At 69.7% G+C, this 18,233-nt stretch carries 19 protein-coding genes; 15 read left to right on the top strand and 4 right to left on the bottom strand.

Features of this window, described 5'->3' with window-relative positions:
- Window positions 1-34 precede the first annotated feature (34 nt).
- The 5 genes from AADJ02_RS04240 to moaB all read left to right on the top strand — a co-directional run bounded on the left by AADJ02_RS04240 (window position 35) and on the right by moaB (window position 4,392).
- The gene (locus AADJ02_RS04240; protein WP_341211738.1) at window positions 35-1,996 is read left to right on the top strand and encodes an OmpA family protein; all 1,962 of its coding nucleotides are present in this window, start codon (window positions 35-37) and stop codon (window positions 1,994-1,996) included.
- Window positions 1,997-2,006: 10 nt separating this feature from the next.
- Window positions 2,007-2,333, top strand: coding sequence for a hypothetical protein (locus tag AADJ02_RS04245; RefSeq protein WP_341211739.1), 327 nt, complete (start codon window positions 2,007-2,009; stop codon window positions 2,331-2,333).
- Between the two features lie 123 nt (window positions 2,334-2,456).
- Window positions 2,457-3,248: a uracil-DNA glycosylase gene (locus AADJ02_RS04250; protein ID WP_341211740.1), complete on the top strand. Its 792-nt coding sequence runs from the start codon at window positions 2,457-2,459 to the stop codon at window positions 3,246-3,248.
- Window positions 3,245-3,862, top strand: coding sequence for a LysE family translocator (locus tag AADJ02_RS04255; RefSeq protein WP_341211741.1), 618 nt, complete (start codon window positions 3,245-3,247; stop codon window positions 3,860-3,862). Before AADJ02_RS04250 ends, AADJ02_RS04255 begins: the two co-directional genes overlap by 4 nt.
- A gap of 2 nt (window positions 3,863-3,864) precedes the next feature.
- Window positions 3,865-4,392, top strand: a complete 528-nt coding sequence (gene moaB / locus AADJ02_RS04260; protein WP_341211742.1) for a molybdenum cofactor biosynthesis protein B — start codon at window positions 3,865-3,867, stop codon at window positions 4,390-4,392.
- Between the two features lie 13 nt (window positions 4,393-4,405).
- On the opposite strand, the gene AADJ02_RS04265 is transcribed toward moaB, so the two are convergent.
- A complete protein-coding gene (locus AADJ02_RS04265; protein ID WP_341211743.1) occupies window positions 4,406-5,212 on the bottom strand; it encodes a protein-disulfide reductase DsbD domain-containing protein in 807 nt (268 codons plus the stop codon).
- A gap of 105 nt (window positions 5,213-5,317) precedes the next feature.
- On the opposite strand from AADJ02_RS04265, the gene AADJ02_RS04270 reads away from it, so the two are divergent.
- A complete protein-coding gene (locus AADJ02_RS04270) occupies window positions 5,318-5,887 on the top strand; it encodes a YqgE/AlgH family protein (protein ID WP_341211744.1) in 570 nt (189 codons plus the stop codon).
- A 106-nt stretch (window positions 5,888-5,993) separates the two neighbouring features.
- On the opposite strand, the gene AADJ02_RS04275 is transcribed toward AADJ02_RS04270, so the two are convergent.
- Complete coding sequence (locus AADJ02_RS04275) at window positions 5,994-6,551, bottom strand: TlpA disulfide reductase family protein (protein ID WP_341211745.1); 558 nt, start codon at window positions 6,549-6,551, stop codon at window positions 5,994-5,996.
- Window positions 6,552-6,575: 24 nt separating this feature from the next.
- Between AADJ02_RS04275 and argH the strand changes: the two genes are divergently transcribed.
- From argH to AADJ02_RS04300, 5 genes are all read left to right on the top strand, one after another.
- Window positions 6,576-7,964, top strand: coding sequence for an argininosuccinate lyase (gene argH, locus AADJ02_RS04280; protein ID WP_341211746.1), 1,389 nt, complete (start codon window positions 6,576-6,578; stop codon window positions 7,962-7,964).
- A complete protein-coding gene (locus tag AADJ02_RS04285; RefSeq protein WP_341211747.1) occupies window positions 7,961-8,089 on the top strand; it encodes a hypothetical protein in 129 nt (42 codons plus the stop codon). Before argH ends, AADJ02_RS04285 begins: the two co-directional genes overlap by 4 nt.
- On the top strand, window positions 8,086-8,391 hold the full coding sequence (locus AADJ02_RS04290) for a DUF2834 domain-containing protein (protein ID WP_341211748.1): 306 nt from the start codon (window positions 8,086-8,088) through the stop codon (window positions 8,389-8,391). Before AADJ02_RS04285 ends, AADJ02_RS04290 begins: the two co-directional genes overlap by 4 nt.
- 92 nt (window positions 8,392-8,483) lie before the next feature.
- Window positions 8,484-9,749, top strand: coding sequence for a diaminopimelate decarboxylase (lysA, locus tag AADJ02_RS04295; RefSeq protein WP_341211749.1), 1,266 nt, complete (start codon window positions 8,484-8,486; stop codon window positions 9,747-9,749).
- A 70-nt stretch (window positions 9,750-9,819) separates the two neighbouring features.
- Complete coding sequence (locus AADJ02_RS04300; protein ID WP_341211829.1) at window positions 9,820-12,360, top strand: DUF4175 domain-containing protein; 2,541 nt, start codon at window positions 9,820-9,822, stop codon at window positions 12,358-12,360.
- 25 nt (window positions 12,361-12,385) lie between these two features.
- Here the strand turns inward: AADJ02_RS04300 and AADJ02_RS04305 are convergent, their stop codons facing one another.
- The gene (locus tag AADJ02_RS04305; RefSeq protein ID WP_341211750.1) at window positions 12,386-14,107 is read right to left on the bottom strand and encodes a zinc-ribbon domain-containing protein; all 1,722 of its coding nucleotides are present in this window, start codon (window positions 14,105-14,107) and stop codon (window positions 12,386-12,388) included.
- Between the two features lie 165 nt (window positions 14,108-14,272).
- Between AADJ02_RS04305 and AADJ02_RS04310 the strand changes: the two genes are divergently transcribed.
- The 4 genes from AADJ02_RS04310 to AADJ02_RS04325 are packed head-to-tail and all read left to right on the top strand — an operon-like array spanning window position 14,273 to window position 17,206.
- Entirely contained in the window at window positions 14,273-14,947 is a 675-nt protein-coding gene (locus tag AADJ02_RS04310) for an ATP-binding cassette domain-containing protein (protein ID WP_341211830.1), read from the top strand.
- Complete coding sequence (locus AADJ02_RS04315) at window positions 14,944-15,852, top strand: FtsX-like permease family protein (protein ID WP_341211751.1); 909 nt, start codon at window positions 14,944-14,946, stop codon at window positions 15,850-15,852. The genes AADJ02_RS04310 and AADJ02_RS04315 overlap by 4 nt, the downstream gene beginning before the upstream one ends.
- Window positions 15,853-15,857: 5 nt before the next feature.
- Window positions 15,858-16,601: a lysophospholipid acyltransferase family protein gene (locus AADJ02_RS04320; RefSeq protein ID WP_341211831.1), complete on the top strand. Its 744-nt coding sequence runs from the start codon at window positions 15,858-15,860 to the stop codon at window positions 16,599-16,601.
- On the top strand, window positions 16,601-17,206 hold the full coding sequence (locus tag AADJ02_RS04325; protein ID WP_341211752.1) for a pyridoxamine 5'-phosphate oxidase family protein: 606 nt from the start codon (window positions 16,601-16,603) through the stop codon (window positions 17,204-17,206). Before AADJ02_RS04320 ends, AADJ02_RS04325 begins: the two co-directional genes overlap by 1 nt.
- A 58-nt stretch (window positions 17,207-17,264) precedes the next feature.
- On the opposite strand, the gene AADJ02_RS04330 is transcribed toward AADJ02_RS04325, so the two are convergent.
- Window positions 17,265-18,227, bottom strand: coding sequence for an acetyl-CoA carboxylase carboxyltransferase subunit alpha (locus tag AADJ02_RS04330; protein ID WP_341211753.1), 963 nt, complete (start codon window positions 18,225-18,227; stop codon window positions 17,265-17,267).
- Between the last annotated feature and the right edge of the window lie 6 nt (window positions 18,228-18,233).

An 18,233-nucleotide genomic window follows, 5' to 3' on the forward strand; every position in this document is an offset into this window, starting at 1 on the left:
GAAGGCGCGGGTCGCAACAGTTCCCGGAGCCCGGATGCGCCTCCCACCCCTCGCCGCCGCCATCGCCGCCTTCGCCCTTGCCGGCGGAGTCTCGGCCATCACCGCCCGCACCGCCGTCGCCGTGGTCGAGGAGGTCTCGATCGAGCAGGTGCGCGCGGCACTCGCCTTGCAGGGCCATGATTGGGCGAAGGTGCAGGCCGACGGGCTGCAGCTGATCCTCGAAGGGGCCGCCCCGACCGAAGCCATGCGGTTTCGTGCGATTTCCGCGGCAAGCGGCATCGTCGACGCCAGCCGGGTGATCGACAACATGCAGGTGGTCGAGGCCGAAACCCCGCCACCGCCCGATTTCGCGATCGAGATCCTGCGCAACGACAGCGGCGTGTCGCTGATCGGGCTGATCCCGGCGGCGACCGACCGGGCCGCGCTGATCGCGATGATGGAAAAGGCGGCAGGCGGGCTGCCTGTGTCGGACCTGCTCGACGTGGCCGACCATCCGGTGCCCGAAACATGGCCCGCAGCGCTGCGCTATGCGGGCCGTGCGTTGCAGGCCCTGCCGCACTCCAAGCTTTCGGTGCGGCCCGGCCGGGTCCGGGTCGAGGCGATCTCCGACAGCCCCGAGGCGCAGCGCAAGCTCGAGACCGAACTGGCGCGGCTCAAGCCCGACACGGTGCGGCTGGCGCTCAGGATCAGCGCGCCGCGCCCGGTCATCACGCCCTTCACCGCGCGCTTCGTGATCGACGAGGACGGCGCCCGATTCGACGCCTGTTCCGCCGACACGAGCGAGGCGATGCGCTTGATCACCGACGCCGCCAAGGAGGCAGGCGTCGCGGGCGAGATCGACTGCACCTTGGGCCTTGGCGTGCCGTCGGGTCAGTGGGGCGAAGCAGTGGCGCGCGGCATCGCGGCTCTGGCCGAGCTTGGCGCGGGCAGCGTCACCTTTTCGGATGCGGATGTCTCGCTCATCGCGGCGCAAGGCACCGGCGCGGAGGAATTCGAGCGCATCGCGGGTCGGCTCGAGAACGACCTGCCCGATCTCTTCGCGCTCGAAGCGGTGCTGCCCGAGGCCCCCGAGGCCCGCCCCGAGGGCGCGCCCGAGTTCACCGCGGCCCTCGCCAAGGGCAAGCAGCTGCGCCTTTCGGGGCGGCTGGCCGACCAGCTTGCGAACACAACCGTCGAGAACTTCGCCCGCGCCCGTTTCGGCGGCGACGGCCTCGTGATGGCGACCCGCGTCACCGGGGGCCTGCCCGGCGATTGGTCGGTGCGGGTGCTGACGGGGCTCGAGGCGCTGTCGCTGCTTTCCGAGGGCCAACTGACCGTCGGGCCCGACAGCGTGGCGCTGAAGGGTCTCACGGGGCGCAAGACCGCGAGCGCCGACATCGCGCGGCTGATGGCCGACAAGCTTGGCCAAGGGGCCAGCTTCGACATCGACGTGGCCTACCGCGAATCGCTCGACCCGATCGCAGGCCTGCCCTCGCCCGAGGAATGCCTGCGCCAGATCGCCTTCGTGACCGCCGACACCAAGATCACCTTCGACGCGGGCTCCGCCTCGATCACTGCCGAGGCGCGGCCCGTGGTCGACGACATCGCCGAGATCGTGCGCCGCTGCCCTGAGCTGGAGATCGAGGTCGCGGGCTACACCGACAGCCAAGGCCGCGACGAGATGAACCTCGAGCTGAGCCAGAAGCGCGCCGACGCAGTGGTCGAGGCGCTGCGCCGCGCCCGCGTGCCGGTGGCGGGCTTTACCCCCGTGGGCTATGGCGAGGCCGACCCGATCGACGACAATGACACCTCGGTGGGCCGCGAGGCCAACCGCCGGATCGAGTTCAGGCTGAGCGGTGCGCAGCTTCAGGCCGAGGCGCAGGACGCGGCCGATTCGGACGATGAGGCCCAAGACGGCGAAACCAGACCCGAGCCGGAAACGGCCGACATCAATGCGCCGCAGGTCATGGACAAGCCCGCAACCGGGCCGAGGGCCCGCCCCTCGGACGACGAATAAGGACAGGGACGTGAACAGAACCGAGTTCATCATCGCCACGGCGGTCATACTTTTTGCCGCCTTCGCGCTCGGCTGGTTCGCCAGCTGGCTGGTGAACCGCTTCACCCGCGTCACCCGCGCCGATATCGGTGAGCTGGATCGCATGGCGCAATCGCTGCACGAGGCAGAAGAAACCCGCGATCAGGCGATTTCCTACGTCGAAGAGCGCGAGGCCGAGCTGACCGGCCAGCTACGCCAATCCGAGGCCGAACTGCGCGCCGCGATGGAGGCACTGCGAGAGGCGCGCCACGAGGCTGAAGACCTGCGCAACTGGATCGAGCGGCACAACAAGGGCTGATGCGCCGCGCATGCGTCGGTCGCGCGGCCCCTATGCGGCCCCCTGGCCTTCGGCCCATGGCGCGGGCTCCGAGACCCAACAGCCCCCTGCCATCCCGCCGCGATCCGGCATAGCCTGCGCCCCATGGAATCGGCACTGGACTACTGGAGCGCGCGGGCGCTGCTCGACTGGCAGATCGAGATGGGCGCGGACGAGGCGATGCTCGACGCGCCGCTCGATCGCTATACTCTCACCGACACGCGCCCTGCCGTGGCTGCGACCAAGGGGTCGGCGGCCAGGCATGCCCCGATTCCCCTCGAAGAGCCCGATCCGGTGGCGCTCGCCCGCGCCGCCGCCGAGGCCGCACCCGATCTCGATGCGCTCGCCGCCGCAATGGAAGCGTTCGAACCCTGCGACCTCAGGCGCGGCGCGCGCAGCTTCGTGTTCGCGAGCGGTCGCGCGCACGCCCGCGTCATGCTGCTGCTCGATCCGCCGCACCGCGAGGAGGACCGCGCGGGCGTCCCCGTGGCCGGACCCGCCGCCCTGCTGCTGGAGCGAATGCTCGCCGCCATCGGCCTGTCGACCGAGGCACCCGATACCGAACGCGCGGTCTACATGGCCCCGGTCCTGCCGTGGCGCAGCCCCGGCGACCGCGCCCCCGACCCCAAGGATCTGGCAATGATGCGGCCCTTTCTCGATCGTCACATCGAGCTGGCCGACCCGGAGATCCTTGTGGTCATGGGCTCGGTCGCCTGTTCCGCGCTGATGAAGGGCGGCGGGCTGCACCGGCTGCGTGGCCGCTGGGACGAGGTGGCGGGCCGTCCCGCCCTGCCGATCTTCTCGCCCGCCCACCTCATGGCCAACCCCGCCGCCAAGCGCGAGGCATGGGCCGACCTGCTGGCGCTCAAGGCGCGTCTCGACGGAGCCTCCGCATGATCGATCCCCTCGTGTTGCTGGCCTTCCTGCCCGCCGCCCTCGCGCTCAACCTCACGCCCGGCGCCGACATGATGTTCTGTCTCGGACAGGGTCTGCGCGGGGGGCCGCGCGCGGCCCTTGCCGCCGATGCGGGAATTGCGTTGGCGATCTTCGGTCATGTGACGCTGGCGGGGCTGGGCCTCGGAGCCGCCGTGGCCGCCATGCCGTGGCTCTTCGACGCGATCCGCTGGATCGGCGTCGCCTATCTCATGTGGCTCGCCATCGCCGCGCTGCGCGGCGACGGCGCAGCTGGGGAGATTCCGGCGGTGCGCCCCTCGCGCGCCTTCCGGCAGGGCCTCGTCGTCAATCTCACCAACCCCAAGGTGATCCTTTTCGTACTGGCCTTCCTGCCGCAGTTCACCGATCCCGCGCGCCCCGTGCTGCCGCAGTTCCTTGCCCTCGGCGTGGTGCTGAGTGTCGGCGGGTTGGTCGTCAACGGCGCGGTTGGCGTCTTCGCGGGCGGCGTCGGCCGCCGTCTCGCCGGCTCGGCGGCGTTCAACCGCTGGCTGGGCCGCGTCTCGGCTACGATCTTCGCAGGCCTCGCCCTGCGGCTCGCCCTTTTGCACAAGGCCTGACCATGGACCGTGAGTTTCTCCCCGTGCGCATCGCCGTCCTCACCGTGAGCGACACCCGCGACGCCTCCGACGATCGCTCTGGCGATACGCTGGTCGAGCGGCTGACCACGGCGGGGCACATTCTCGCGGCGCGCGACATCCTGCGCGACGACCGCGCCGCCATTGCAGCCAAGCTCCGCGGCTGGTGCGCAGACCCGCAGATCGACGTCGTGATCTCCACGGGGGGCACCGGCCTCACGGGGCGCGACGTGACGGTGGAGGCGCATCGCGACGTCTACGAAAAGGAGATCGACGCCTTCGGCACGGTCTTCACCATCGTGTCGATGAACAAGATCGGCACCTCGGCCGTGCAAAGCCGCGCCACGGGCGGCGTGGCGATGGGCACCTATCTATTTGCCCTGCCCGGCTCGCCCGGCGCCTGCCGCGACGCCTGGGACGAGATCCTCGCGCGGCAGCTCGACTACCGCCACAAGCCCTGCAACTTCGTCGAGATCCTGCCGCGGCTCGACGAGCATCTGCGGCGCAAGTGATCCGGGCCCAGACCTAGGCGGGCGCGCAGCCCTTGAACTCCACCGCCTCGCCGCCGCCGATCATCGTGAGAGTGAGCGCGGAGCGGTCGAGCGCCACCGGGGCGCGGGCGACGTGCGAGATGCGCGTGCTGGCGACGATGCTGCCGCCCTCGCGGCGCATCTCGACCGGGGCGGCCCAGAGCGCCGGGTCGCCGGTCTCGATCACCACGGCCCTGGCGCTCGCAGTGGCGGGCAGCGTCGCGGTGAGCGACAGCCCGTCGGCACTGGGCGAGACGGCGCAGCGCGCCGGGCCGAGACCCGCCTCGGCGGGCGTCTGGGCTCGGTCGGCCAGAGCCAGCGACAGCGTCGGATCGCGGCGCGCGCCGGTCGGCAGGTCGACCGCGAAATCAAGCATTACCGGAACGCAGACATCCTGGCACACACCGATCTCGAGCTGGCCCGCGATCCGCATCGGCGCGCCCGTCCGCGCAGGCGCGATCTCGACCGGCAACACCACCTGATCGGAATAGCCGTAGGTCTCGAACCCGCCGATGTGAAAGATCTCCGGCACCGGCCAGTGGAACGCCGCCGCGTCCACGTTTTCGGAGCCGCTCCAGCTCACCTGCGGCGGGATGCCCGCCTCGCCCGGCGCGCGCCAGTAGGTCTTCCATCCCGGCGCGAGGGTGATCCGGAACCCGGCCATCTGCGTGCCATCCTCCGCGCGCCAGCCCGGCAACATGTCGAGCCGTACGATATTATCGACCGGACCGGCGGGGGCCGCGACGGGCAGGGCCAGGGCGATCAAGACGGCGAGCGGGGCAAGGGGGATGCGACAGGTCATGCACGCAGTGATGGCCCCCCTGTGGGGCGAAGGAAAGTCACGTCGCTGCGAGAGCTATGTGTACACCCCCTTGATCGTGTGGCCCGCGCACCACATTCTGTGGGGATGGAAGCCCTGAACCCCGACCTGAGCGGCAAGCTCCTCATCGCGATGCCCGGCATGGCCGATCCGCGTTTCGACCACGCCGTGATCTTCATTTGCGCCCACTCCGACGAAGGCGCGATGGGGCTCATCGTCAACAAGCCTGCGACTGAGGTCCGGTTCTCGGATCTGCTGGAGCAGCTGGAGATCGCCTCCGACCCCGGCGTGCGCGACATCCGCGTGCACATCGGCGGCCCGGTCGAGGAAAGCCGGGGCTTCGTGCTGCACACCACCGATTACACCTCCGATCAGGGCACGCTGCAGGTCGACGAGGGCACCGCGATGACCGCGACGCTCGACGTGCTGGAGGACATCGCGCATGGGCGCGGGCCCAAATCCTCGCTGCTGGCGCTTGGTTACGCAGGATGGGGTCCGGGTCAGCTCGAGAATGAGCTGGCGCAGAACGGCTGGCTCATCGGCGAAGCGCAGCACGCGGTGGTCTTCGGCCGCGCCAACGAGCACAAGTGGTCCGCCGCCCTCAAGGGGCTTGGCATCGATCCGCTGAGCCTGTCGCCCACCTCGGGCACCGCCTGAGGGTCGGAAGCCGCGTTTTTCCCTGCACGGTCGACATGAGTATTTTCAGAGCAAAGTCGCCACAGCCTCGGGCCACTTTACTCCTGAAATACTCAAATCCGACGTATTAGCCGTCCTGCCCTTCGGCCATCAGCGCCTCGACGATGGCGCGCGCGCTGTCCGAGGACCAATCGGCCTCGCCCTGCAGCCGCCCGATCTCGCGGCCCTCCGCGTCTAGGATCAAGGTCACCGGCAGGCCGAGCACGCCCATGTCGCGCGCCAGCGCCTGTCGCGGATCCTTGTGGCGTGGCAGGCTCTCGGCGCCGATCTCGGTCAGGAACCGCTCCATGCTGGCGGGATCGTTGCGACCCGTGGCGATGGTGACGACCTCGAAGTCGTCGCCGCCATAGGCGTCCTGCAGCGCCGCGAGCTGCGGCATCTCGACCCGGCAGGGCGCGCACCACGTGGCCCAGAAGTTCACCAGCACCGGCTTGCCCTCATAAGCGGCCAGCGTCATCTCGCCGCCGTCTTCGCTCTCGAAGGCGACGTCCGATCCGCGCTGCGGCTCGGCATGGACCGCGAGCTTGCGCATGTCGCCCTCGCGCAGGGCTTCGATGTCGGCGGGGGCGGCGTTTGCAAGGCTCGTTGCCGCCATGTAAAGACCGATGAGTACGACGCTGCGCATGTGACTTCCTTCAAGGACGATAGAATGACCGAGAGCTCCAACGCGATGTGGGGCGGCCGTTTCGCCGCCGGGCCGGATGCGATCATGGAGGCGATCAACGCCTCGATCGGCTACGACCGGCGTCTTGCGCCGCAGGACATCGAAGGTTCCCGGGCCCATGCCGCGATGCTTGCGGCGCAGGGCATCATCGAGCCTAAGGACGCGGAAACGATCAGGGAAGGCCTTCTCACGGTCTTGTCAGAGATCGAAGCCGGTACGTTCGAATTCTCGACCGCGCTCGAAGACATCCACATGAACGTCGAAGCGCGGCTCAAACAGCTGATCGGCGAGCCTGCGGGCCGCCTGCACACGGCGCGCTCGCGCAACGATCAGGTGGCGACGGACCTGCGACTCTGGGTGCGCGATCAGTGCGACGCGGCCCAGGACGCGCTCACCGCGCTGATCGAGGCGCTCTTGGGTCAGGCCGAGGCGGGCGCCGACTGGGTCATGCCGGGCTTCACCCATCTGCAGACCGCGCAGCCCGTCACCTGGGGTCATCACATGATGGCCTATGTCGAAATGTTCGGCCGCGACCGCACCCGCCTTGCCAATGCCCGGGCGCTGATGAACGAAAGCCCACTGGGCGCGGCGGCTCTCGCCGGCACCTCCTTTCCGATCGACCGCGAAGCAACGGCATCGGCGCTCGGCTTCGACCGCCCGATGGCCAACAGCCTCGACGCCGTGTCGGACCGCGACTTCGCGCTCGAATTTCTGTCGTCGGCGACGATTTGCGCGATGCACCTGTCACGGTTGTCGGAAGAGCTGGTGATCTGGTCCTCGGCGCAGTTCCGCTTCGTCGCCATGTCGGACCGCTGGTCCACCGGCTCCTCGATCATGCCGCAAAAGCGCAACCCCGACGCCGCCGAGCTGATCCGCGCCAAGATCGGCCGGATCTTGGGCGCCAATGTCGCGCTGATGACGGTGATGAAGGGGCTGCCGCTCGCCTATGGCAAGGACATGCAGGAGGACAAGGAGCAGGTCTTCGACGCCGCCGACAACCTGATGTTGAGCCTCGCCGCGATGACCGGGATGATTGCTGACATGACCGCCCAGCCGGACAACCTGCGTGCCGCCGCGGCCTCGGGCTTTTCCACCGCGACCGATCTCGCCGATTGGCTGGTGCGCGCGCTGGGCCTGCCGTTCCGCGACGCGCATCACGTCACCGGATCGCTGGTGGCCCGCGCCGAAGAGAAGGGCTGCGACCTGCCCGACCTCACGCTCGAGGACATGAAGGCCGTGCACGAGGGCATTACTGAGGAGGTGTTCGGCGTGCTGACGGTCGAGGCCTCGGTCGCCTCGCGCACTGCCTACGGCGGCACCGCGCCCGCCAACGTCCGCGCCCAGATCGCGCGCTGGCGGGACGCGCTGAAGTGAGGCTGGCGCTACTGGCGCTGGCGCTGCTGGCGGGCTGCGGCGCAGGCGGCGCGCCCGAGGCCCCGGGCGCCGTGCTCGAATACGGAGAAACCATCACCGGCCGCCGCCTCGGGGTCGCACCGTGAGATGGCTCTGGCTGGCGCTGGCGGTCTGGGGGGCGCTGCACCCGCTGCGCTGGTTCATCGTCTGGGTCGCGCAGAACGGCTATTCGATGTCGGGCCTCTTTGCCGCCTGGCACGCCAACCCGGCCACCACGGGGCTGTTGTGGGACGTCACCATCGCCGCCGTGGCGCTCATCTTGTGGATTCTCTCCGAGGTGCGGGTGCGCCGCAATTGGGAGGCGCTGCTGGCGATCCCGGCGACGCTGCTGATCGGCGTGGGCTGCGGTTTGCCGCTTTACCTGTTCCTGCGCACCCGGCCGCTCTGACGCCGGTCGCAAGACGGGTAGGGCATCGCGGGGCTTGGGATCGCGGCACGATCTGCTAAGACGCGGCGGACCCATGCCAGCGGAGCGAGACCTTGGACCATTTCCTTTATCGTAACGGCCAGCTCGTGGCCGAGGACGTCGCCATCTCCGAGATCGCAGCCGCAGTCGGCACCCCGGTCTATGTCTATTCCTCCGCCACCCTGCTGCGGCACCTCAAACTGTTCGAGGACGCGCTCGACGGGCTGCCGCATCTCGTCTGCTTCGCGGTCAAGTCGCTGGGCAACGTCGCCGTGCTCAAGCTTTTGGGCGAGGCCGGAGCGGGCATGGACATCGTCTCGGGCGGTGAATACGCCCGCGCCCGCGCCGCGGGCGTTCCGGGCGATCGCATCGTGTTCTCCGGGGTCGGCAAGACCCGCGAAGAGATGCGCATGACGCTCGAAGGTGGCATCCGCCAGTTCAACGTCGAGAGCGAGCCTGAGCTTCTGGCGCTCTCGGATGTGGCCAGCGCGCTAGGCCGGACCGCGCCTATCACCATCCGCGTCAATCCGGACGTGGACGCCAAGACCCACGCCAAGATCGCCACCGGCAAATCCGAGAACAAGTTCGGCATCCCGATCGCACGTGCCCGCGAGGTCTATGCCATGGCCGCGAAACTGCCGGGCATCGAGGTGATCGGCATCGACGTGCACATCGGCAGCCAGCTCACCGAGCTGGCGCCCTTCGAGGCGGCCTTCACCAAGGTGGCCGAGCTCACGGAGGTGCTGCGCGCCGACGGGCACGACATCCGCCGCCTCGATCTCGGCGGCGGTCTGGGCATCCCCTACGAGCGCGTCAACGAGGCCCCGCCCCTGCCCTTCGACTACGGCGCGCTGATCCGGCGCACCGTCGGGCATCTGGGCTGCGAGATCGAGATCGAGCCGGGACGATTGGTGGCGGGCAACGCTGGCCTTCTGGTGAGCCGCGTCACCTATGCCAAGTCCGGCGAGGGCCGCGATTTCCTGATTCTCGATGCGGCGATGAACGACCTCATCCGTCCCGCGATGTACGAGGCGCACCACGACATCGTCCCCGTGATCGAACCCGAGGCCGGGGTCGAGACCAGGCCGTGGGACATCGTGGGCCCGGTCTGCGAGACCGGCGACACCTTTGCGCGGGGCCGCGAACTGCCCCCCGTGGGCGAGGGCGATCTCGTGGCCTTCCGCTCCGCCGGGGCTTACGGCTCGGCCATGGCCAGCGAATACAACGCCCGGCCCCTGGTGCCCGAGGTGCTGGTGAAGGGCGATCAATTCGCGGTTATTCGCCGTCGCCCGAGCTATGAGGAAATGATCGCGCGCGATAGCATTCCCGAATGGCTATGATGGAGACGGCCCAACCGCGTCCCGACGCGCCGCACGGAGCACCGGCACCCTGACCGAAACACGCGATCCCCTGTCGCATCTGAAACGCCCCGTCGCGCTAACCCGCGCCGGGATGGTGGCCGAGCGCCTGCTGCGCGCCTTCTGGCCGCTGTGGTGTGTCGTCGCTCTGGCTTTGGCACCGCTGATCGCGGGCTGGCAGGACCGACTGCCGATCGAGGCGTTCTGGGGCTGGGCGGTGCTGGCGATCTTGGGCGCGATCGCGGGTCTGGGCTGGGGTCTGTGGCGGTTTCGCTGGCCCTCGCGTGCCGCGGCCATCGACCGGCTCGACCGCAGCCTGCCGGGCTGCCCGGTCTCGGCCCTCAGCGACGCGCAGGCGACGGGGCGCGGCGATGCGGGTGCGGAAGCGCTCTGGGCCACGCATCTGGCGCGGATGCGCGCGCGCAGCGAAGGCGCGCCCGCCGCCCGGCCCAACCTGCGCCTCGCCGCGCGCGACCCCTTCGGCCTGCGCTACATCGCGCTTTTGTTTCTCGTGGTGGCGCTGCTGTTCGGCTCGGTCTGGCGGCTGGGCAGCGTCTCGAGCCTGACCCCCGGCGGCGGCGACGCTCTGGCGCAGGGCCCGGTCTGGGAGGGCTGGATCGAGCCCCCGGCCCATACCGGCCAGCCGGTGCTTTACCTGCCCGATCAACCGCCCGGAGCGATCGCGGTGCCGGTGGCCAGCACCATCACCTTGCGACTTTACGGTCAGGTCGGGGCACTGACCCTGTCCGAGACTGTTTCGGGCCGCACCGGTGAGGTGCCCGCTGCCTCCGAGCCCGCCCAGAGCTTTGCCGTCACGCGCGACGGCGAAATCCGTATCGATGGCCCCGGCGGCGCGACGTGGCAGCTTCGGGCGATCCCCGATCAGGCCCCACAGGTTTCGGTGGCGGGACCGCTCGAGACCGTCGGTCTGGGGCAGATGACCCTGCCCTTCCGGGCGAGCGACGATCACGGGGTGGTGTCGGGCAGCGCCACGATCACCCTCGACGCCGAAGCGGTCGAGCGGCGCCATGGCCTGAGCATCGCACCGGATTCGCGCCCGGATTTGACCGTCGATCTGCCGATGCCCTTCACCGGCGACCGCGCCGAGATCGAGGAGATCCTCGCGGGCGACTTCTCGGAGCATGTCTTTGCCAACCTGCCCGTGCGGATCACGCTCGACGTGGCGGATGCGGCGGGTCAGACCGGCGCGTCGGAGCCCTATCCCACCACCCTGCCCGGTCGCCGCTTCTTTCAGCCGGTGGCGCGTGCCGTGGCCGAGCAGCGACGTGATCTGCTGTGGTCGCGCGCCAACGCGGGCCGCGTCGTCGACGTGCTGCGCGCCGTCTCGCATCGCCCCGACGAGGTGTTTCCCGACCGTGCCACCTACCTGCGCCTGCGGGTGGCGCTGCGCCGTCTCGACCGGGCGCATCGGGCGGCTGACGGTCTTTCGGTAGAGGTGCAGGAGGAGATCGCGCAGGCGCTGTGGGATCTCGCCGTGCAGCTCGAGGATGGCACGCTGGCGGATGCGCGGGCACGCCTTGAGCGCGCTCAGGAGCGTCTGGCGCAGGCGATGCGCGACGGGGCCAGCGCCGACGAGATCGCCGAGCTGATGGACGAGCTGCGCGCGGCGACCGAGGATTACCTCGCCATGCTTGCCCAGAACGCCCCGCCGCCCGAGGACGGCACCGACGAGCCCTCTACCGCCGAGGGCGAGGGCATGCAGGTCACGCAGGACGAGCTGCAGGCGCTGATGGACCGGATTCAGGAGCTGATGGAAGAAGGCCGGATGGCCGAGGCGGCGGAGCTGATGGAGCAGCTCAACCGGATGATGGAGAACCTGCAGGTGGCGCAGGGCGAAGGCGGCAACGGCCCGCGCACTCCGGGACAACGCTCGATGCAAGAGCTCCAGGACAGCCTGCGCGATCAGCAGGAGCTGTCCGACGAGGCCTTCCGCGACCTGCAGGACCGTTTCAACGGCCGCGATCCGGGCCAACGCGAAGGTCAGGGCCAAGGCCAGCCCGGCCAACAACCCGGTCAGGGGCAATCAGGCCAAGGGCAAGGCCAACAGCCCGGCGAGGGGCAACAGCCCGGCGGCGAGGGCAGCCTCGCGGATCGTCAGCAGGCACTGCGCGACGAGTTGGCGCGCCAGCGGGGCGCGTTGCCGCGCCTCGACGGCGAAGCAGGCGAGCGGGCGGGCGCGGCGCTCGATCGGGCGGGGCGCGCGATGGATGAGGCCGAAGACGCGCTGCGCGCCGACGATCTGGCCCGCGCGATCGACCGGCAGGCCGAGGCGACCGAAGCGCTGCGGGGTGCTGCGCGCGAGCTGGGCGAGGCGCTGGCCCGAGGCGACCGCGACGCGCCGGATCAGCCCGGACAGGGCACGCAACAGGGGCGCGGTGCGGGCGACCGTGACCCGCTGGGCCGCGACACCGCCGAGCGCGGTGGTGCCGGCAGCCAAGAGGACATGCTCGGCGAGACCGATCCGGCCCGCCGGGCCGAAGAGCTTTTGGGTGAAATCCGCCGCCGCGCCGCCGAGCGTGAACGCCCGCAGGCCGAGCGCGATTACCTAGAGCGGCTGCTCGACCTATTCTGATCGGGCGCCAGCTTCAGCCCATCCTTCAACTCAATGTTTCCAGCAGGCCGCGCAGCCAAGCGTCGAGCTGCCCTCGCAGCCCGTCGACCGCCACGGCATAGCTCTGCAGCGGCCCCTCGAGCGATGGCAGCGCCGCGCCGATACGCCCGGCATGGGCGTAGACCAACGCCAATGCCGCCGCGATCAGCAGCACCGTGCCGAAGCCGAGCCGGAACCCGCGACCGCGCTGCACGTCGGTGCTTTCGACCGTCCGGGGCGACCCGCCCCGCATCGCGGTGCTGCGCAGGCTGGAGTTTATTTCTTCGATATCGGGCAGAAGGTCGCGCCGTGTCACCGCCCCGGTGGAAGCGGCGGCCATGCTGGCGCGCTCGCGCGCGGCCTCATGCGCCGTGATGGGGGCCTCGGACGCGTCTTCGTCATCCCAATCGTCGTGATCGCCCTCTTCGAAGTCTCCATGCGTCGTCTCATCGCGGGTCTGTCGCACGGCCGTGCGGCGGGCCTGCGACGCTCCGAGGTCTTCGTCCTCCGGGTCTTCGGCGGACAGGCTGGCCATCAGGGCCGGATCGGTCAGGTCGTCATGGTCGTCCCGGCCCTCGTCCATGTCCTCGTTGTTGTGATCGTCCTCGTCACCGGACATCTGTCCCAGACCGTCATCGGTGTCGTCGCCAATGTCGTCCTCATCGTCGTCCGGCTCGTTCCAGATAGGGCGCTCGGCGGGGGCCGCGACCGGCTCCGCGCTCTGCCACGCCCCCGGTCCGGTCGCGTCGTCGGCCTGCGACAGACGCGGGTTCTCCACGGGTGCGAACCTGTCGTCATCCTCCTCGTCATCGTCGTCATGGGGGACGTAGGTGGCCTCGTCTTCCAACCGGAGGTCACCGTCATCATCATCGTCGACATCCGGGCCGACTTCGTCCCGATCGTCCGTATCGCCATGGCCGGATGCGGGGGGCACAGGGTCCGACAGCTCCTCGCGCGCGATCTGCGTCAAGTCGGTCTCGTCGTCGTCTTCCTCCCAAAGGTCGCGGCTGTCGACGAGCGGCGCGGCGGGAGCTTGCGTCGCGCTTTGTGACAGCACCGAGGCGAAATCGATCTCCTCATCGTCCTCACCTTCGTCGAACGGGTTGAACGACGGCTCGGCCGCGCGTGGGATTGGGCTTGGGGTATCGGCCTCGCGCAGCGCCTCGGTGACCTTCGCCAGATCCTCTTCGAAGCTGTCCGTCGCCTCGTCGTCCGATCCGCCCTCGAAAGCCCCCCTGTCTTCCGGTGAAGCAGCCTCGTGCTCGTCATCGAAGCCGTCGATGTCACCGGCCTCTGCACCGCCATCGAGCGGCGCTTCGTGCGGACCGGCATCGACCTCGGTCCCTGCGGCCTCTGCGGGGTCGAGTTCCGCCGTCTTCTCTTGCTCGGGTTCTCGCACAGGCGCGGACGGCTCTGTCGGCTCGGCCTCGCGGGCCGGTGCGGCTACCGGTTGCGCGACCGCGTCCCCTGCCCCGCGGCGGCGGACGGCGGCCTCCCGCTCGGCCTCGGCGCGCAAGATCTCGGCGATCTCGGGCGTTATCGTGCTGCGCGGTGCAGGCGGAGCAACCGCGGCCCTGGTCTCGCTCTCCGTATCACTCTCGGTTTTGGGCGGGGGTTTGGCGAGCCATGTCAGCCCGCAGTTCGAGCACTGCACGTCGCGCCCCTCGGTCGGGACGGCGTCGCGGGCCACCTCGTACTGGGCTCCGCAATTCGGGCAGGTCAATCGCATCCGTCTCATCCCCTCGCGCCCGGGCAGGGCCACTGCCGGTCCAACCTAGCCCCCCGCCGCCGCCACGCCAAGAACGCGCGGTGCGCAGGCGCGTGGCTGATGCAGCGCTGCAATTGCAACCCCGGCCCCGGTCGGGCAGAAGGGGGACGCAACAGGGGGCAGCAGGTGATCGAGCTTCGGGACGTGGCCTATAGTTATGGCGGCGGAGAGCTGTTCTCCGGCCTGTCGCTTTCGCTTGCGCCGGGGTCGTTCCACTTCCTCACCGGCCCCTCGGGCGCGGGCAAGACGACGCTACTCAAGCTGTGCTACGGCGATCTGGTGCCCACCTCGGGCGAGGTGGCCCTTTGGGACGAGACCACGACCGGCATGGCCCGCGACGCGCTGGCTCTCAACCGCCGCCGCATCGGCGTGGTGCATCAGGATTGCCAGTTTCTCGACCACCTGCCCTTGCGCGACAACGTGGCGCTGCCGCTCACCGTCGCGGGACGGCACCACGAAGCCGAGGCCTACCTGCCCGATCTGCTCGGCTGGGTCGGGCTGACGCGCCATGCGGACCGCCGCCCGCCCGAGCTTTCGGGTGGCGAGCGGCAGCGCGCGGCGCTGGCGCGCGCCGTCATCATGTCGCCCGAGGTGATCATCGCCGACGAACCCACCGGCAATATCGACTGGGAGATGTCGCAGCGGCTGCTGGCCCTGTTGGTCGAGCTGAACCGCATGGGCAAGGCGGTGCTGATCGCCACCCACGACATGAACCTGATCCGCTCTGCCAAGGCGCAGGTCGCGGTGCGCACGCTGAGGCTCAAGGACCGCCAGCTTCTCGCCGCCGGAGCCGAACTGTGAAGCGCGCGCTCTGGACCGCGCTGTCGTTTCTCGCCGGTGACGTGCAGGCGGATCGCAGCGTGCCGCCCACCGGCTTTACCGCGCGGCTGACGTTGCTCACCGCCGCCGCCATGGCGCTGCTCACGGTGTTCGCGCTGTCGCTGTCGCTGGCCACGGGGCGGCTCGCCGCGCGTTGGTCCGACGATCTGGCTCAGACCTCGACGCTCAGGATCTCGGCTCCGGCCGAACAGATGGCCGCGCAGACCGCCGCGGCGCTCGACGTGCTGCGCACCACGCCGGGCATCGCCTCGGCTCGCGCGCTCACCCAAGAAGAGGAACAGGCCTTGCTCACCCCGTGGTTCGGACCGGATCTGCCGCTCGGCGCGTTGCCGATCCCGCAGTTGATCGAGATCGTCGAGACGGGCGGCGGCTATGACGCCACCGGCCTGCGTGCCCGGATGCAGGCAGAAGTGCCCGGCGCCGTGCTGGACGATCACACCCGCTGGCGGGCGCCGCTGGTCGCCGCGGCCGGCAAGCTGCGGGGCCTTGGCGCCTTGGCGATCGTGCTGATCGGCGCTTCGACGGCGGCGATGATCACGCTAGCGGCGCAATCGGCGCTCTCGGCCAACGCTCAGGTGATCCGGGTGCTGCGTCTGGTCGGCGCGCGTGACAGCTATATCGCCCGTGCCTTCGTGCGCCGCTTTACGCTGCGCGCCCTGTCGGGGGCGGCGGTGGGTACATTACTGGGGGCCGTGCTCGTTGCCCTGCTGCCCGGCGGCGCGCAGGCCAGCGACAGCTTTCTCACCGGCATCGGATTCTCCGGGGCCGACTGGCTGTGGTTGCTGCTGATCCCGCCGCTGACCGCCGCCGTGGCCTTTTCGGCCACGCGCGGCGCCGCGCGCCGTATGCTGGAGCGTCAGTCATGAGCGGGCTGGCCTACGGCTGGCGCTGGCTGCGCAGCTTGCTGTTCAGCGGGCTCGTTTACGCCTCGATGCTGCCCATCGGGCTGGCCTATGCGCCTTGGGCGATCATGAGCCGCGACGGCGCGGTGGCCGCGGCGCATCTATGGTGCCGGTTCGTGATCTGGCTGGCGCGCGTGCTCCTCGGGCTGCGCTGCGAAGTGCGCGGCACGCCCCCCACGCATGAGGTGATGATCGCCGCCAAACACCAGAGCTTTCTCGATATCATCATGATCTACGGGGCGGTGCCGCGCGGTCGCTTCATCATGAAGAAAGAGCTGATCTACACGCCCGTGCTGGGCCAGATCGCGCTGCGCATGGGCTGCGTGCCAGTCGACCGGGGTCGGCGCGGCGTGGCGATGAAACAGATGATGGCCGAGGTGCGCGCGGGTCGCGCCGATCCGGGCCAGCTCATCATCTATCCGCAAGGCACCCGCGTGCTGCCGGGGGTCGACGCGCCCTACAAGATGGGCACCGCCGCGATCTACCGCGAGCTGGGTCAGCCCTGCGTGCCCGTGGCCTGCAACGTCGGCCTGTTCTGGCCCCGGCGCGGCGTGATGCGCCGCCCCGGCACCGCCATCATCGAGTTCCTGCCCGAGATCCCGCCGGGCCTGACCCCCGCCGTCTTCATGAAGGAACTCGAGGCGGTGATCGAGCCGCGCTCGGACGCGCTGATGGCCGAAGCCGGGTTTCCGATCTCCGTAAAGGAGCGCTGATGCGCATCGTCGAAACGGTCGAGGCGCTCGAGGCCCTCTACGAGCGCCGCCCCTCGGGTGCGGCCCTCGACAAGGTGACCGACCGGCTGACGCCCACACAGGCGCGCTGGATCGCCGCCTCGCGGTTTTGCGTGCTGAGCACGGTGGGCCCCGAGGGCACCGACGCCAGCCCGCGCGGCGACGACGGCCCGGTGGTGGAGATCCGCGATGCGCGGACGCTGCTGCTGCCCGACTGGCGCGGCAATAACCGCATGGATTCGCTGCGCAACATCATCCGCGACGGGCGGGTGAGCCTGATGTTCCTCGTGCCCGGCGCCACCAGCGTCATCCGAATCAACGGCCGCGCCGTGCTCAGCGATGATCCCGAAATCACCGGTCGCTTTGCCCATGAGGGAAAGCATCCGCGCTCGGTGATTGTGGTGACGGTGGCCGAGGTCTATCCGCAATGCGCCCGCGCGGTGCTGCGCTCGGGGCTTTGGACCCGGGGCAACGAGAGCGGCGCGCTGCCCAGCGTTGGCGAGATGGTGGCCGAGGCCAAGGCGGGCTTTGACGGCGAGGCCTATGACACCGAGTGGCCGGAACGGGCCAAGTCCACGATGTGGTAAGGCCCGGCGTTTCCGCCGGGCCTTTGATGTCTCGTCGGGTCGAACAGGATGGCGCGCCTCAGGCGGCCAGCCCCTTCGAGCCGAGATCGAGGTATTTCTTGCGACGGTCGGCGCGCAGTGCCTTGCCGTCCATGCCCTTCATCTCGTCGAGCATCTTGCCGATCTCGCGGCCCACCGCGTCGATCGCGGTGTCGGCGTCGCGATGCGCGCCGCCCAGCGGTTCGGCCACGATCCGGTCGCAGACACCGAGCTCCTTGAGCTCCTGCGCGGTGAGACGCAGCGCCTCGGCCGCCTCGCGCATCTTCTCGGCATCCTTCCACAGGATCGATGCACAGCCCTCGGGCGAGATCACCGAGTAGATCGAATGCTCCAGCATCGCCACGCGGTTCGCGGTTGCAAAGGCCACGGCCCCGCCAGAGCCGCCCTCGCCGATGATCACCGAGACCAGCGGCACTTCGAGCTGCAGGCATTTTTCGGTCGAGCGGGCAATCGCCTCGGACTGGCCGCGCTCCTCGGCGCCCTTGCCCGGATAGGCGCCGGGCGTGTCCACCAGCGTCACCACCGGCAGGCCGAAGCGATGCGCGAGGTCCATCAGCCGGATCGCCTTGCGATAGCCCTCGGGGCGCGCCATGCCGAAGTTGCGCTCGATCCGGCTCTTGGTGTCGTGGCCCTTCTCATGGCCGATCACCACCACCGCGCGACCGTTCAGACGCGCGAGGCCGCCCATGACCGAATGGTCGTCGGCGAAATTGCGGTCGCCCGCGAGCGGCGTGTATTCGGTGAACAGCCGCTCGATGTAATCCTTGCAATGCGGCCGCTCGGGATGACGCGCGACCTGACATTTGCGCCAAGGCGTCAGGCTGCCATAGAGCTGAGCCAGCATGTCGTGGCCCTTGCGGTCCAGCGCCGCGGCCTCCTTCTCGACGTCCATCTCGGGGCTGCGTCGCGCCAGCGCGCGCAGCTCTTCGGCCTGGCCCTCGATCTCGGCGAGAGGCTTTTCGAATTCGAGGTAGATGGTCATGCGAAG

This window comes from uncultured Limimaricola sp., assembly GCF_964022235.1.
Lineage (GTDB): Bacteria > Pseudomonadota > Alphaproteobacteria > Rhodobacterales > Rhodobacteraceae > Limimaricola.